Source organism: Asticcacaulis sp. AC460, assembly GCF_000495795.1.
Taxonomy (GTDB): Bacteria; Pseudomonadota; Alphaproteobacteria; order Caulobacterales; family Caulobacteraceae; genus Asticcacaulis.
Genome location: NZ_AWGD01000016.1, coordinates 1 through 15,675, shown reverse-complemented (window position 1 = coordinate 15,675; position 15,675 = coordinate 1). Strand labels below are relative to the sequence as shown.

General features: G+C 61.1%; 17 protein-coding genes and 1 pseudogene. All 18 read left to right on the top strand.

What is annotated here, in order from left to right:
• Window positions 1-142: 142 nt before the first annotated feature.
• Complete coding sequence (locus ABAC460_RS33590; RefSeq protein ID WP_023453052.1) at window positions 143-709, top strand: NifU family protein; 567 nt, start codon at window positions 143-145, stop codon at window positions 707-709.
• Window positions 655-1,341: a tRNA (adenosine(37)-N6)-threonylcarbamoyltransferase complex dimerization subunit type 1 TsaB gene (gene tsaB / locus ABAC460_RS33585; protein ID WP_369794092.1), complete on the top strand. Its 687-nt coding sequence runs from the start codon at window positions 655-657 to the stop codon at window positions 1,339-1,341. Before ABAC460_RS33590 ends, tsaB begins: the two co-directional genes overlap by 55 nt.
• A complete protein-coding gene (gene rimI, locus ABAC460_RS33580) occupies window positions 1,338-1,784 on the top strand; it encodes a ribosomal protein S18-alanine N-acetyltransferase (RefSeq protein WP_023453050.1) in 447 nt (148 codons plus the stop codon). Before tsaB ends, rimI begins: the two co-directional genes overlap by 4 nt.
• 70 nt (window positions 1,785-1,854) lie before the next feature.
• The gene (locus ABAC460_RS33575; protein ID WP_023453049.1) at window positions 1,855-2,268 is read left to right on the top strand and encodes a Fur family transcriptional regulator; all 414 of its coding nucleotides are present in this window, start codon (window positions 1,855-1,857) and stop codon (window positions 2,266-2,268) included.
• Window positions 2,269-2,461: 193 nt separating this feature from the next.
• Complete coding sequence (miaB, locus tag ABAC460_RS33570) at window positions 2,462-3,820, top strand: tRNA (N6-isopentenyl adenosine(37)-C2)-methylthiotransferase MiaB (protein ID WP_023453048.1); 1,359 nt, start codon at window positions 2,462-2,464, stop codon at window positions 3,818-3,820.
• The gene (locus ABAC460_RS33565) at window positions 3,817-4,791 is read left to right on the top strand and encodes a PhoH family protein (protein WP_023453047.1); all 975 of its coding nucleotides are present in this window, start codon (window positions 3,817-3,819) and stop codon (window positions 4,789-4,791) included. Before miaB ends, ABAC460_RS33565 begins: the two co-directional genes overlap by 4 nt.
• Before the next feature lies 1 nt (window position 4,792).
• Window positions 4,793-5,275, top strand: coding sequence for an rRNA maturation RNase YbeY (gene ybeY, locus ABAC460_RS33560; RefSeq protein ID WP_023453046.1), 483 nt, complete (start codon window positions 4,793-4,795; stop codon window positions 5,273-5,275).
• The gene (locus tag ABAC460_RS33555; RefSeq protein WP_031236655.1) at window positions 5,268-6,143 is read left to right on the top strand and encodes a hemolysin family protein; all 876 of its coding nucleotides are present in this window, start codon (window positions 5,268-5,270) and stop codon (window positions 6,141-6,143) included. Before ybeY ends, ABAC460_RS33555 begins: the two co-directional genes overlap by 8 nt.
• Window positions 6,136-7,782 carry an apolipoprotein N-acyltransferase gene (lnt, locus tag ABAC460_RS33550; RefSeq protein ID WP_023453044.1) on the top strand — a complete coding sequence of 549 codons (1,647 nt, stop codon included), beginning with the start codon at window positions 6,136-6,138 and terminating at the stop codon, window positions 7,780-7,782. The genes ABAC460_RS33555 and lnt overlap by 8 nt, the downstream gene beginning before the upstream one ends.
• A gap of 119 nt (window positions 7,783-7,901) precedes the next feature.
• A complete protein-coding gene (locus ABAC460_RS33545; RefSeq protein WP_023453043.1) occupies window positions 7,902-8,321 on the top strand; it encodes a helix-turn-helix domain-containing protein in 420 nt (139 codons plus the stop codon).
• A gap of 151 nt (window positions 8,322-8,472) precedes the next feature.
• A complete protein-coding gene (metK, locus tag ABAC460_RS33540; RefSeq protein WP_023453042.1) occupies window positions 8,473-9,645 on the top strand; it encodes a methionine adenosyltransferase in 1,173 nt (390 codons plus the stop codon).
• Window positions 9,646-9,654: 9 nt separating this feature from the next.
• A complete protein-coding gene (trmB, locus tag ABAC460_RS33535; protein ID WP_023453041.1) occupies window positions 9,655-10,335 on the top strand; it encodes a tRNA (guanosine(46)-N7)-methyltransferase TrmB in 681 nt (226 codons plus the stop codon).
• Between the two features lie 88 nt (window positions 10,336-10,423).
• The gene (locus ABAC460_RS33530) at window positions 10,424-10,801 is read left to right on the top strand and encodes a GxxExxY protein (protein WP_023453040.1); all 378 of its coding nucleotides are present in this window, start codon (window positions 10,424-10,426) and stop codon (window positions 10,799-10,801) included.
• A gap of 250 nt (window positions 10,802-11,051) precedes the next feature.
• Window positions 11,052-11,663 carry a hypothetical protein gene (locus tag ABAC460_RS33525; protein WP_023453039.1) on the top strand — a complete coding sequence of 204 codons (612 nt, stop codon included), beginning with the start codon at window positions 11,052-11,054 and terminating at the stop codon, window positions 11,661-11,663.
• 176 nt (window positions 11,664-11,839) lie between these two features.
• A pseudogene (gene rimP, locus ABAC460_RS33520) lies at window positions 11,840-12,460 on the top strand (ribosome maturation factor RimP); the annotation flags it as partial.
• Between the two features lie 15 nt (window positions 12,461-12,475).
• Window positions 12,476-14,158, top strand: a complete 1,683-nt coding sequence (nusA, locus tag ABAC460_RS33515; protein ID WP_023453037.1) for a transcription termination factor NusA — start codon at window positions 12,476-12,478, stop codon at window positions 14,156-14,158.
• Window positions 14,136-14,849: an RNA-binding protein gene (locus ABAC460_RS33510; RefSeq protein ID WP_023453036.1), complete on the top strand. Its 714-nt coding sequence runs from the start codon at window positions 14,136-14,138 to the stop codon at window positions 14,847-14,849. Before nusA ends, ABAC460_RS33510 begins: the two co-directional genes overlap by 23 nt.
• Window positions 14,850-14,980: 131 nt before the next feature.
• Window positions 14,981-15,675, top strand: a 695-nt coding sequence (locus tag ABAC460_RS48940) for a translation initiation factor IF-2 associated domain-containing protein (protein ID WP_200863670.1), incomplete at its 3' end; no start/stop codon positions are given.

Genomic DNA, 15,675 nt, shown 5'->3' with positions numbered 1-15,675 from the left:
CCACCCGGAATTCCGCTTCTTTCCGTTCCTGTCCGTGTGTTCCGTCGTTTGATTCTACCGGCTGCAGTTAGTGCAATCCACAAACTCTTGCCAATGCGCTGTTTTGCGCCCATTTAGCGCTTGAGTTATAAGAGTAGCCATCATGTTCATCCAGACCGAAGCCACACCCAATCCCGACGTCATCAAGTTCCTGCCCGGACAGGCCGTATTGGCCCAGGGCACGAAGCAGTTCGTCTCCGAGGACGAGGCCAAGGTCTCGCCGCTGGCCGAAGCGCTCTTCAAGATCGATGGCGTGTCGGCGCTGTTCTTCGGGTCGGACTTCCTGACCGTGCGCCGCAGCCCCGAGTCGTCCACCATCTGGGCCCAGCTCAAGCCGCCGATCCTGGCCGCCATTATGGACTTCTACACCTCCGGCCAGCCGATTCTGCGCGAAACCGAGGTCAAGACCGAGACCGTCTATGAGGGCGAGCTGGGCCAGATTGTTGCCGAGATCAAGGATTTGCTCGATACTCGCGTCCGCCCGGCCGTCGCCCAGGACGGTGGTGACATCGAGTTCGACAGTTTCGATATGGACTCCGGCACCCTGTACCTGCATATGCGCGGCGCCTGCGCCGGCTGTCCGTCGTCGTCCGCCACACTGCGTCAGGGCGTTGAATCGCTGATGAAGCACTATGTGCCGGAAGTCCTCCACATCGAGGCGGTCCTCTGAGTACCGTCCTGGTCATCGACACGGCTCTGAACGCCTGCCAGGCCGGGTTGTTCCGGGGCGGTGATGTCATTATTTCCGCTACCGATCCCATGCCGCGCGGCCATCAGGAGCGCCTGCCCGTCATGGTGGCCGAGTTGTTCCGCGAAGCCGGATTGGCGCCGCGCGACGTGACGGATATTGGCGTGACGCTTGGGCCTGGGTCCTTTACCGGGTTGCGGGTCGGTTTGTCGTTTGCCAAAGGTTTGGCTTCGGGTCTGGGCCTGGCTTTGAAGGGTGTTGGGACGCTGGAGGTGTTGACCGCGCATCCGGATTTGGCCGGCCGGGAAGTCCTGGCCGTGATCAATGGCGGCCGCGGTAGTTTCTATGTTCAGCACGGCCAAAACGCCCCCCAGGCGATTGGGTTTGCGGATTTGGCAAAACTGAGCGATATCAGGCTTTTAACCGGACCGGCGGTCAACGAAGTGAAGTCTGAATTTCCCGACGCCGAGGTTGTGCTCCAGGACTGGCCGTCCTTGCCGGCTCTGGCGGGTTTGACCCTGATGCCCGGCCATGACGATCTGACGCCGCTCTATATGCGCGGCGCCGATGCGGTGGCGTCGACACGGGGCATTATTACGCTGGTGCCGGCATGACGGCCATTCGCCAGCTCAATGCGCCATGTACGCAACTGGAGCAGATTCATTCACGCTGCTTTGACTACGGCTGGAGCGCCGGGGTGTTCGCCGATTTGCTGATCAAGCCGCATCATCGCACCTATGTCTTCGAGGCCGAGGGCGATGTCGTCAGTTTCGTGGTGATGGCTGTGGTGGAGGGCGAGGGCGAGATTTTGACCATCGCCACCGATCCGTCCTATCAGAACAAGGGTCTGGCGCGGATGCTTCTGGAGCAGGTGATTGCGGCCTTGCGGATCGAAGGCGCCGACAGTCTGTTTCTGGAATGCGCCACGGATAACGCCTTTGCCTTGCGGTTGTACGAATCCTGTGGTTTTAAGCGTGCCGGGCGACGCAAGGCCTACTATTCCCGCAAGGAAGGTAAGCCCGTCGACGCGCACATTCTAAGGCTTGCGCTGCACTAAGCAACGCCTTACATTTACGGGCGTTGCGTGCGAACGCTTTGCAAAATCAAGACCGGGCGGGAGTTGTCTCATGGACCCCATCGAGAAGCAGTGTATCGAAAAAGGCATGCGGATGACCGACCAGCGTCGGGTTGTGGCGCGGGTGCTGTCTCAGGCCCATGATCACCCGGATGTGGAAGAGCTGTATCATCGCGCCGCCGCGGTCGATCCGAACATCTCACTGGCCACCGTGTACCGGACGGTTCGCCTGTTCGAAGAGGCCGGTGTGGTCGAGCGGCATGACTTCGGTGACGGTCGGTCGCGCTATGAACAGGCCGGGGATGACCACCACGATCACCTGATCAATATCAAGACCGGCCAGGTCGTCGAGTTCTTCGACCAGGAAATCGAATCCATGAAGGAAGCTCTGGCGCAGAAGCTGGGCTACAAGCTGGTCGGGCACAAGCTGGAGCTTTATGGCGTTCCGTTGGAAGAAGAGAAATAAAGGGCAGGGGCCTCGGGCCCCTGCACCCCATAACTCGACGGTGATTAAGTGATTAGACGACAAAAAAGCGGGACGCTTTGGTCCCGCTTTTTTGTCGTCTATCCATCTAAACGCTATCGCGTTTCGGGGTGCAGGGGTCCGCGACCCCTGCCTCTTATTGCTTTTTTCAACAGAAAACCCCATAAGGCCCGGCATGAACGCCCCTTCGAAGAAGCTGCATATCAAGACCTACGGCTGTCAGATGAACGTCTATGACAGCGAGCGCATGATCGATATCCTGCGACCGCTGGGCTATGAGGTCTCCGACGTCGCCGATGGTGCCGACCTGGTCCTGCTGAACACCTGCCATATCCGCGAAAAGGCAGCCGAGAAGGTCTATTCGGAGATCGGCCGGCTGAAGGAGTTGCGCGGCGAAAAGGAAGCCCGCGGGGAAGGCCGGATGACCATCGCCGTCGCCGGCTGTGTCGCCCAGGCCGAGGGCGTCGAGATTATGCACCGCGCGCCGGCCGTTGACCTGGTCATCGGCCCCCAGGCCTACCACCAGCTGCCTGAGCTGATCGCCCGAACCCACCGCGCCAAGGGCGAACGCCTGGCCGCCGACTTCGCGCCGGAAGCCAAGTTCGATGCCCTGACCAGCGACCGCACGGTGACCGGCCCGACCGCATTCCTGACCGTCCAGGAAGGCTGCGACAAGTTCTGCACCTTCTGCGTCGTGCCCTATACCCGGGGCGCCGAATGGTCGCGCCCGGTCGCCGCCATCCTCGACGAAGCCCGTGCCCTGGCCGTCAAGGGTGTGCGCGAACTGACCCTGCTGGGGCAAAACGTCAATGCTTTCAACGGTGTCGGCAGCGACGGCCAACCCTCGAGCCTGGCGAAGCTTATGTATGCCCTGGCCGATATCCCCGGAATCGATCGACTGCGCTATACAACTTCTCACCCCAACGACATGGGCGATGACCTGATCGCCGCCCACCGCGACCTGAGCGCTGCCATGCCGTACCTGCACCTGCCGGTCCAGTCGGGCAGCGACAAGATCCTGCGCGCCATGAACCGCAAGCACGGCCGCCAGGCATATTTCGACCTGGTCGCGCGCATCAAGGCCGCCCGGCCCGACCTGGCCCTGTCCGGCGACTTCATCGTTGGCTTCCCCGGAGAGACCGACAAGGATTTCGAGGATACGCTCGATCTGGTCCGTCAGGTTGGCTACGCCTCGGCCTTCACGTTCAAATATTCGCCCCGCCCCGGTACCCCGGCCGCCTCCATGCCGAACCAGGTGCCCGAAGCGGTGATGGACGCACGGCTGCAGACTTTGAATGCCCTGATCATCGAACAACAACAGGCCTTCAAGGCGACCCTGGTCGGCAAGACGCTGGATATTCTGTTCGAAAAGCCCGGCCGCCGCGACAACCAGGCGATCGGTCGTTCGCCTTACCTGCAATCGGTCTATGTCGAGGATGCCCACCATCTGATCGGCCAGATCGTACCGGTGCGCATCGTCGCCGTCGGTAACAATTCGCTGCAGGGCGCTCTGCTGGAAACCGTATCTGTATGACTGCCGTCAAAGACGACTTTATCCCATTGACCGACGCCTGCGTCCTGGCCGTGGCCGGACCGTCGGAACGTTACCTGGCCATGGTCGAAGGCGCGTTCAAGGTGCTGGTCGAAATGCCAGGCGGCGGCCTGATCGTCTCCGGCGATGCCCGCGCGCGCCAGAAGGCCCGCAGTGTCATCGTCGCCATGAGCGATCTGTATGATCGCGGCATCGATATCAGCGAAACCGACGTCCGCCGCCTGATCGAACAGCCGGCTTCGACGCCCTCCGATACGAGCTCGGCGCCGCCGGTGGACCAGCGCAACACGGTCATTATGGGCCGGCGGGGCGCCATTGCCGCCAAGACCGCGGGCCAGGCCGCCTATCTCAAGGAACTGGGCGAGAAGGACCTTGTCTTTGCCATGGGCCCCGCGGGTTCGGGCAAGACCTTCCTGGCCGTGGCGCATGGCGTGTCGCTGCTGCTGTCGCGGCGCGTGGACAAGCTGATCATAACCCGTCCGGCCGTCGAGGCCGGTGAGCGCCTGGGCTTTCTGCCGGGGGATCTGAACGAGAAGATCGATCCGTATCTGACGCCGATCTGGGGCGCGCTGGACGATATCCTGGGCGCCCAGGTGCTGGCCAAGAAGCGCGAAACCAAGGAGATCGAGGTCGCGCCGCTGGCCTATATGCGCGGCCGGACGCTGAACTATGCCTATGTCATCATCGACGAGGCACAGAACACCACGCGCATGCAGATGAAGATGTTCCTGACGCGCCTGGGCGAAGGTTCGAAGATGGTGGTGACCGGCGACCCGTCCCAGGTCGACCTGCCCAACAAGAATGAAAGCGGCCTGGCCCATGCGGTCGGGTTGCTGGGGACGGTGAAGGGTGTTGGCGTCGCCGAGCTGACGGCCGACGACATCGTCCGGCACGAACTGGTGGCGCGTATCGCCCGCGCCTATGACAACGAACACAAGAACAGCTTTTCGTAAAATGGACCCCCTGATCGATATCGAAATCGAGGAAGACGGCTGGCTCGATGCCTTGCCCGACGCCATAGCTGTGGTCGAAACCGGCGTCGTCGCCGCGCTGAAGGCTGTGAATTTCAAGGACCAGGCCGATATCGTCGTCCTGCTGTGCGACGACGCCGAGATGAAGCGGCTGAATGCCGAATACCGCAACAAGGACAAGGCGACCAACGTCCTGAGCTTCCCGGCGCCCAAATCGATGCAGATCAAGGGCGTGCTGGACCACCTCGGTGACATGGCTTTGGGGCTGCAAACCTGCGTTCGTGAGGCGAAGGACCAGGGCAAGACGCTCAAAAATCACGTTCTGCACCTGTCTGTGCATGGAACTTTGCATTTATTGGGTTATGATCACATCGACGACGCACAAGCTGAGACCATGGAAGACCTGGAACGCAGGATTCTGAACGGCCTGGGCGTTGCTGACCCTTACGCAGACGGCCATGCCTGACCCAGACCCGCAGAAAAAAAAGTCCTCCCTCTTTTCGTTTTTCGGCCTGACCCGGCCGCAAACCCGCGCTGAAGCCGAAATCGCCAGCGGCGAAGACCATGTCGCTTCGGAATTGGTGGATCACGCGCGCGAATTCCAAAACCTCAGCGTTGCCGATGTGATGACGCCGCGGGTCGATATCATCGCCATCGAGCTGTCCTCGACCCTGGCCGATGTGGTTCGTACCTGCATCGAGAGCGAGCATTCGCGCCTGCCCATCTATCGCGAGACGCTGGATGATCCGGTGGGTGTGGTCCATATCAAGGACGTGCTGAAGCTGCTGGGGCCGGATATCGGCAAAACCGGTCCCAATTGGGCCGAACCCATTTTGCACCGCCTGCGCCGTGAACTGCTGTATGTGCCACTGTCGATGACGACGGCGGAGCTGATGCTGCGTATGCAGGCCCAGCGGATTCACATGGCCCTGGTGATCGACGAATTCGGTGGAACCGACGGCCTGGTGACCCTGGAGGACCTGGTCGAGGCCGTGGTCGGCAATATCGACGACGAATACGACGAGGCCGGCGAGGACGAGATTCGCGAACTGCCGTCGGGCCAGATCGAGGTCGATGGCCGTGTCGAGGTCACCACCTTGCAGGACAAGCTGGGCCTGGAACTGTTCCCCGAGGATACCGAGGAAGAGATCGACACCATGGCGGGCCTGGTCGCCGTACTGGCCGGCCGGGTGCCGCAGCGGGGCGAGATCATCCCGTATAAGAAGGCCGGCTTCGATATCGAGGTGCTCGATGCTGACGCTCGCCGCATCAAGAAGCTGCGCCTGCATCGCCGCAGCTTCGCCGACGCTGACCTGACGCCGGCCGATGAATAAACTGGCGGCGTTGCGGGACCGGATGGAGCCGTGGGTCCGCCGTGAATGGCGCCTGCTGCTGATGCCGGTGGCGGGCCTCCTGATCGGCCTGGCCCAGCCGCCGTTCGGTTTCCTGCCGGGTTTACTGGGCTATGCCTACATGTTGTGGGCGCTGGACAAACATGTTGGCACACGCCCGCTGCGCCAGGCCTTTGTTATGGGTTGGCTGGCCGGATCGGCCTATTTCCTGATCAGCTGCTTCTGGATTGTCGAAGCCTTTCTGGTCGACCGGGAAACCTTCGGATTGAAGATGGGCATTCCGGCGGATCTGGCCTTAGGGTTAGGCATGGGGCTGTTCTGGGGCCTGTTTGGGGTTCTGTATCGCAGGTTTGCGCCCAAAGGTTCCATCCGCTTCCTGTATTTTGCTGCCGCCTTTTCGTTCCTGGAAATGACGCGCGGCATGATCTTTTCGGGCTTTCCGTGGAACCCGTCGGGCGCCACCTGGCGGGCCGGGTCTGCCATGTCGCAGATCGCCGCCTTTGTCGGCGTGTACGGGCTGGGCTTTCTGACGGTTCTGATCTTTTCCAGCGTCGGCGTAATCCGGCGTCACACCGGCCGGGATTTACAAGGTTACACCGCGCCGATCGCCATGGTCCTGACCTTGTGTGGACTGTTCGTCCTGGGGGAATATCGTCTGCAAACGACCCGGATCACCTATAGCGACTATGTCGTCCGCGTGGTCCAGCCCAATATCGGTCAGGCGGCCAAATGGTCGAAAGACGGGTTCAGGCATGTGTTCCGCGACTATGTCGCCATGACCAAGGCGCCGCCCGCGCCGGGTCACAAATGGCCGGACCTGGTCATCTGGCCGGAAGGGGCGCTTCCGGTGTCGTCGGACGACCTCTTCGCAAACGATTCCTGGACCGCGCCGGTCATGGTGACGATGTTGCGTGAGAACCAGTCCCTGATCTTTGGCGCCTACAGGTCTGATAACGATCCAAAACTCGGAAACGTGTGGCGTAATTCGCTTATTGCAGTGCAACAACACGAAAATGTGTTCGAAATTCAGGGATATTATAACAAGTATAAGTTGGTCCCCTTCGGCGAGTTTCTCCCCTATGAGGATGTGCTGGAACGCATAGGCTTTACCGAACTGGTGCATATTGGTGACGGCTTTACGCCTGGCAAGCGAACGAATCCCGTAACCTACGGTAGCATACCACGCTTTCTACCCCTGATTTGTTACGAGGGAATCTTCCCGTCTTTGGACATGACCAAATACACATCTTCTGATGACAGATTGCGTCCTAAGTGGATCGTCAATATCAGCAACGATGCCTGGTTCGGGCCGACCACGGGCCCTCAACAACATATGAATTTAGCCAGTTTCCGCGCCATAGAGGAGGGCTTGCCCATGGTACGGTCGACGCCCACCGGCGTGTCGGGCCTGATCGATCCTGTGGGTAGAATAATACCCGAAACACGACTCGGATCGCGGGATCGCGGCATGCGCGATATTACCGTACCCAACCCCATAGGGTTAACGCCGTATAGCGAGACTCGATTCTGGATACCCGCTCTGGTCAGTTGCCTGGTCTTGATTTTTGTGACAGTCGGAATACTTTCGAGGGTGGTCATTAGAACCCCGGACAACCGCTGATAGGGATTGTGCGGCAAGATTTCATTTGAAACGTCTGCCACAAATCCAACGGAATCGTCCGGTATTAAACGTGTAACCCATTCAGCCCACACGGGCCTGATGAAATTGTAGAGGCAAAGTTGGACGAGATCACCAAGACGGACCGGGGTCCCAACCCGGTTGATTTGCACGTTGGCGCGCGTGTGCGTATGCGCCGTAAGTTTCTCGGCATGAGCCAGGAAGGTCTGGCCGAGGTTATCGATCTGACATTCCAGCAGGTTCAAAAGTACGAGCGCGGTTCCAACCGCATCAGCGCTTCCAAGCTGTACGAGATTTCCCGCGCGCTCAAGGCGCCGGTGGCCTACTTCTTCGAAGGCTATGGTGAGACCGAAGCCGTAGAAGGTTTCTCGGAATCCGAATCCGAACAGTTCGTCCACGGCTTCCTGATGACCACCGAAGGCATCGAACTGGCCGAGGCGTTTCCGCGCATCCGCAGCGCCAAACTGCGCCGCAAGGTGCTGGAACTGGTCCGCGTGCTGGGCGAAAGCGAAGACGCTTAAAAAATATTCCCGTCGTGCAATCGATTGAGAATCTAGTTTTTAACCCCGTTCTGTGAACGGGGTTTTTTTATACCTGCGTCTGTTCGGACTTGATCATATAAAGATATGTTTATATGTGTATGGGGAAATTTATTCAGAGAGCCCGTATTCCATGCGCCCTTCCTATATCTTCACGTCCGAAAGCGTCTCCGAAGGTCACCCCGACAAGGTCGCCGACCGTATTTCGGACGTTGTGGTCGATGCCTTCCTGGCGCGTGACCCGGAAGCGCGCGTGGCGTGTGAAACCCTGGTGACCACCAACCGCATCGTCCTGGCCGGGGAATGCCGCGCCGGCGATGACCAGATCCAGGAAATCATCAACGGTCTGGAAGACAAGGTCCGCTACGCCGTCAAGGATATTGGCTATGCCCAAAAGGGCTTCCACTGGGCCATGGCGGACTATGCCTGCCACCTTCATGCGCAGTCGGCCGACATCGCCATGGGCGTCGATGCCGCGGGCAACAAGGACGAGGGCGCCGGTGACCAGGGCATCATGTTCGGTTACGCGACGGACGAAACCGCGGAACTGACGCCGGCGCCGCTGCAGTGGTCGCACAACATCCTGCGCCGCCTGGCCGAGGCCCGCCATGGCGGCGAGCACCGCCTGGAGCCGGACGCCAAGAGCCAGGTGACGGTCCAGTACGAAAACGGCCGCCCGTCGCGCATCCTGAAGGTCCTGGTGTCGCACCAACACCATGATGGCCTGTCGCCCAAGGAGGTTGAAGCCATTATCAAGCCGTTCGCCCTGGAGGTTCTGCCGGCCGGTATGGTGACGGATGAGACCGAGTGGCTGGTCAATCCGACCGGCAATTTCGTCATCGGTGGTCCGGATGGTGATGCCGGCCTGACCGGCCGCAAGATTATCGTCGACACCTACGGTGGTGCGGCGCCCCATGGCGGCGGGGCCTTCTCGGGCAAGGATCCGACCAAGGTCGACCGCTCGGCCGCCTATGCCCTGCGTTATCTCGCCAAGAATGTGGTTGCCGCGGGTCTGGCGAAGAAGTGTACGCTTCAGGTGTCGTACGCCATCGGCGTGTCGAGCCCGCTGAGCTTCTATGTCGATACTCACGGCACCGGCCAAGTCTCGGAGGAGAAGCTGGAAGAAATTTTGCCGCAACTGATCGGCGGTCTGGCGCCACGGTCGATCCGGACGCACCTGGGGCTGAACAAGCCGATCTATGAGCGCACGACGGCCTATGGCCACTTCGGCCGCACGCCGGATGCGGACGGTGGTTTCTCGTGGGAAAAGATCGATCTGGTTGACGAGCTCAAGCGCGCCTTCTAAAGCGCGGGCATGTCTTCCGAAGAAAAATCCCACGGCCCGTTGCGCTCGTTCGGGCGCATCAAGTCGCGCACCCTGAAACCGCGCCAGGCCAACCTGTTCGATACCCTGTTACCCGGCATTGAGGCGACGGATGAACGCGTCGCTGCGGCGGTGGCGTCCGGCCGTGAGGTTTGGCTGGAAATCGGCTTCGGCGGTGGTGAGCATCTGGCCCAGCAGGCCGCCCGTAATCCGGACGTGACCTTGATCGGCTGCGAACCGTTTCTGAACGGTGTCGGTTCAGCTCTGCGCCACATCGATGATGCGGGTTTGAGCAATGTCCTTATCCTGGCCGATGACGCCCGGCCTTTGCTGGATAAGCTGCCGGATGGAGCGTTGAGCCGGATATTCATCCTGTTTGCCGATCCTTGGCCCAAGGCGCGCCATAACAAGCGCCGTTTTATCCAGGCGGAAACCGTGGCGGTCTTTGCCCGTGTGTTGAAGCCGGGCGGACGTGTGCGTTTTGCCACCGACTGGGCCAACTATGGTGACTGGGCGCTGGATCGGTTTACGGCCAATCCGGATCTGGACTGGACGGCGGAACGCCCTGTCGACTGGACGGTGCCGCCGGAGGATCACATCACGACGCGGTATGAGACCAAGGGGTTGGGCGATTGCAAACCGGTGTTTTTCGATTTCGTTCGTCGGGGTTGAGATTTATCCTCTCGGGCTGGTGGAATTAAACCACGGAAGGCACTGAAACGCCGCTGCGCGACGGCACGAAAGACACGGAATTCATGATGTGACTGGGCTTTTGTTTGAAAACGAGGCTTACGCCATCCGCGGAGCGGTATTCGATGTTTACCGCGAAATGGGTTGTGGGTTTTTGGAAGCGGTTTACCAGGATTGTTTGGAGCGGGAGTTTCTTTCGAGGAACATACCCTTCGTGATGCAGCCATCGCTAAGCCTCACCTATAAAGGTCAGTTATTGCCGAGGACCTACGCACCCGATTTTCTTTGCTACGGGCAAATCATTGTCGAATTGAAGTCGGTTGAATGCCTGGTTGAGCAACATCGAGCCCAGGTCCTCAATTATTTAAGGGCCTCCGGCCTCAAGTTGGCACTACTGATTAATTTCGGGACCTATCCCAAGGCACAGATCGAAAGATTGATTGTCTGATTCCGGTTGAATAATTTCCCACGCGAAGCGCCTTTTATTCGAGCACGACAGGAAGGCGTTTCGCGCCGATCAGCACCGCATTTCATTGCTTTCCCGCACCGCCGCGCAGCGGCGTTTCAATGCCTTCCGTGGTAAAATTCCACTGACCTATCCAACTCAAAAGCCACACCTTCACGTCCGCGTGATCAGGCCTGTAGCCAATCACCTGAGTTTGCGCCAAGGTTAACACCGGTAGCTTCGGGGACCTGGCATGGAACGCATTCACAAACTGTCGGCGGCATTTGTCTTCGCCTTTCTGTGCCTGCACTTCGCCAACCATTTTGCCGGCCTGCTGGGCGTTGAATTCCATATCGAATTCATGCAGACCCTGCGCACCCTCTATTATGTGCCGGTGGTCGAATATGCCGTGTTGGCGGCGTTCGCCATTCAGATCCTGACGGGCCTGCCACTGATCTGGGAAATCTGGACGCAGAAGAAGGACGTCATCCACCAGTTCCAGGCCGCCTCGGGCGCTGTGATGACCCTGTTCATCCTGACCCATGTCGGCGCGGTCCTGGTCGGGCGTCATGTCCTGCATCTGGACACCAACTTCCATTTTGCCGCTGCCGGGCTGATGTCGTCGCAATGGAAGCCGGTCTTCCTAGGTTATTACGGCGCCGGGGTCTTCTCGCTGTTCCTGCATTTCGGCTGTATCGCCTACGATATCTTCAAGAAGGCCAACAAGCCGGCCGCCTGGATCTGCCTGTTGCTCGTCTCCGCGCTGGGTGCCTATGTCACCTGGACGCTGCTGCAAATCTATTCCGGTGGCCTGTATCCGGTCGAGATTCCGGCCGACTATGCCCGTCTGTTCGGCAAGGCCTGAGATTCCGCTTGGCAAACCGGCGCTCTGAGCCTATATAGCGCCAACAATCGTCCGATGCCGAAGGGCACGGCGGCGGCCACCAAGGCCCGCCGCCTTTTTTATTGCTTTACGCGCTCAAGGAGCGAAGCGTTAGCGCACTAAAAAAATCGGACGAATGAAGTGACGTCCGAAAGAGCCAAATGCGCGCCAAGACCAGCGAAGACCGCAAGCTGATCGAGATTTTCGACCCCATCGCCCAGGAACTGGGGCTGGATATCGTGCGCGTGCGCCTGATGGGTTCGAACAAGCCCGGTGGCGCCCGCCGTCTTCAGATCATGGCCGAGCGCCAGTCCGACGGCGAGATCAATGTCAACCAGTGCGCCCGCCTGTCGCGCGCCCTGTCGGCGTTTCTCGACGAAGCCGACCCGATCTCGGGCGACTACGTCCTGGAAGTGTCCTCGCCCGGCATCGACCGGCCGCTGACCCGCCTGAAGGACTTCGAGACCTACGAAGGTTACGAGGCCCGCATCGAGCTGGACCGCCTGGCCGAAGGCCGTAAGCGGTTCCGCGGCACGCTGGCCGGGATCGAGGGCGAACACATCGCCATCGACCTGGAGGGCGAGGCCGAAACGGCGCTGATGCCCTTTTCGTGGGTCATCGACGCCAAACTGGTCCTCACTGACGAGCTGATGAAGCGCGGCGCCGAGGCCCGCGCCGCTCGTGGCGACGACGATGAGGACGAAGACGAAGATTTCGACGACGACTTCGAGGACGCAGACGACCTCGATGACGACGAACCTGCCAACGACGACAAATAGACCAAGGACCCAGAGATGAGCTTCACCGGGATCAGCGCCAACCGTCAGGAACTTCTGCAAATCGCCGACGCCGTGGCGCGCGAAAAGCAGATCGACAAGAGCGTCGTCATCGCCTCGATCGAAGAGGCGATCCAGAAGGCCGCGCGTTCGCGCTACGGCGCCGACCACGACATTCGCGTCCATATCGACCCCAAGTGGGGCGAAATGACCATCACCCGTCACGTTACGGTGGTCGGCGATGAGGAAGTCGAGAACGAATATGCCCAGAAGAGCCTTTCCGACGCCCTGCGCGAGGACAAGGAAGCCTTTGTCGGCAAGGAGTATGTCGAGACCCTGCCGCCGTTCGAGCTGGGCCGCGTTCAGACCCAGATGGCCCGCCAGGTCGTGACCCATAAGGTCCGCGAAGCCGAGCGTGAGCGCCAGTACGACGAGTTCAAGGACCGCGTCGGCGAGATCGTCAACGGCACCGTCCGCCGCGTTGAATACGGCAATGTCATCGTCGACCTGGGCCGTGGCGAAGGCATCATGCGCCGCGACCAGTCGATCCCGCGCGAAGCCTTCCAGGTCAATGACCGCATCCGGGCCTATATCTACGACGTCCGCCGCGAAACCAAGGGCCCGCAGATCATGCTGTCGCGCGCCCATGGCGGCTTCATGGCCAAGCTCTTCGCCCAGGAAGTGCCGGAAATTTACGACGGCGTCATCGAAATCAAGTCGGTCGCCCGCGACCCGGGTTCGCGCGCCAAGATGGCCGTGCTGTCCAACGACAACTCGATCGATCCGGTCGGCGCCTGCGTCGGTATGCGCGGTTCGCGCGTCCAGGCGGTCGTCGCCGAACTGCAGGGCGAAAAGATCGACATCATCCAGTGGTCGCCCGATGAAGCGACTTTCATCGTCAACGCCCTGGCTCCGGCCGAAGTCACCAAGGTGGTTCTGGACGAAGAAGAAGACCGCGTCGAAGTGGTCGTGCCCGACGAACAACTGTCGCTGGCCATCGGCCGCCGCGGCCAGAACGTCCGCCTCGGCTCGCAACTGACCGGCTGGCAGGTCGACATCATCACCGAGTCGCAGGATTCGGAACGCCGCCAGAAGGAATTCGCCGAGCGCACCGCCCTGTTCCAGGAAGCCCTGGACGTGGACGAGGTCATCGCCCAGCTGCTGGTCACCGAAGGTTTCACCTCGGTGGAAGACCTGGCCTATGTCGACGAGAACGAAATCGCCACCATCGAAGGCTTCGACGAGGACACGGCCCAGGAACTGCAGGCCCGCGCCCGCGACTTCCTGGAGCGCGAAACCGCCGAGCAGGACGCCAAGCGCAAGGAGCTGGGCGTCGAGGACAGCGTGCTGGACGTTCAGGGCCTGACCCTGCCCATGGCGGTTGCCCTGGGTGAGGCCGGCGTCAAGACGCTGGAAGACCTGGCCGACCTGGCCACCGACGAACTGCGTGGCGGCTTCGAACAAAAGGGCGGCGAGCGCGTTCGCGTTCCGGGCGCCCTGGAGAGCTTCACCCTGTCGGTGCCCGACGCCGAAGCCCTGATCCTGAACGCCCGCATCGCGGCCGGTTGGATCGAGGCTCCGGTCGTCGAGGAAGAGCTGGCCGAGGAAGAGCCGGAATACATCGAAGAGACCGAAGAGGTCGAAGCGGCTGAACAAGCCGAAGAAGAGGAGGGCGCGAATGTCGCCAGCCTCGAACAATGAGCCGGCTGAGCTAACCCATACTGACAGCGCCTCCGGTGGTGAGCCGGAGGTCGCGATCCTGTGCGAGGAGACGCCAGGAAAGCTGCGCCGTGACATCGCGTCCGGGCAGAGCTTCGATACCGCGCGCCTGATCCGCTTTGTGGTGTCGCCGGACGGCATTTTGACGCCGGACCTGTTGCAGAAACTGCCCGGGCGCGGCCTGTGGGTGGCTTCGGAGCGCGCCGCTCTTGAAATTGCGGTCAAACGCAACATATTCTCGAAAGCGGCCAAGCGTCAGGTCAAGGCCACTCCCGATCTCATTCCTTTGGTGCACGACCTCCTGCGCCGCCGTTGTCTCGACCTTTTGGGTCTGGCCCGGCGCGAAGGCGGTGTGATCAACGGCTTTGAAAAGGTCCTGAGCTCGGTCAAGTCGGGTAAGGCTGCCTGGCTGATCGAGGCGTCGGACGGCGCCGAGGACGGCCGCAACAAGCTTTTGGCGGCGGCCAGGGCGGTCAATATTCCGGTGGCGGGCGCGTTTAGCAATGACGAATTGAGCCTCGCCATGGGTCAGGAAAATGCCATTCACGCCGCCCTTCTGGGTGGCCGCCGGGTGCAACGCTGGGCCGCCGAAATGGCCCGGTTATCGGGTTTTGAGCCACTGACATCGCCTGACTGGGCGCGTGGTAGGGGTTCTGGAGATACGTCGCCTTGAGGTCATGATGCGCTTAAGCGCCCGCTTTTATGGCTCCGCACGGGCGGAATCGTCGAAGACCAGACAATATTTGTTACAACACGGGCCGCGCAAGGTTGCGCAGCCACCAAGGGTTAAGTAAAGCAAGCCGCATGAGCGACCCCAAAGACGACAAGACCAACGACCAGAACCGTGAGCGCGCGCCGCTCTCCTTGAAGCCGCGCGTCGGTGGCAATGTTTCGACCGGCACGGTCAAGCAGAGCTTCAGCCATGGCCGCTCCAAGACGGTGGTGGTGGAAACTAAGCGCCGTATAGGCACGCCGCCGCCAGCGGGCGCACCCCATGCGCCGCGTCCGACCGCAGACACCAACCTGGCCCGCCCCAATCCGCAGCCCCAGCGCCAGCAACAGCCCAGCGCTCCGCGTCCGCAAAGCGGCGGCGGCGGTCTGCGTCAGGAAGAGCAGGACGCCCGTCAGCGCGCCATTGCCACCGCCCTGCAGGAACAGCAGCGCCGTGACGCCGATGCCCGTGCGGCAGAATCCCGCGCAGCGGCCGAACGTGCTGCGGCCGCCAGGGCCGCCCAGCCCGTCGTCGAGGCCAAGCCGGCCCCTGCGTCGGCGCCTGAACCGCAACAAGCCCGCGCGCCCGAAACGGCGCCGCAGTCTCAGGCCGCACCTGCACCTGCACCTGCGCCGCAACCGGTTGAGGCCCGTGCTCCCGAAGCGCCGCGCCCGGCCCCTCGGCCGGCCCCCGCTCAACCCGAGCGTCCGGTTTTCCGTAACGAACGCGCGCCACGTCATGACGCGCCGCGTGGTGATCGCCCTCAGGGTGACCGACCCCAGGGTGA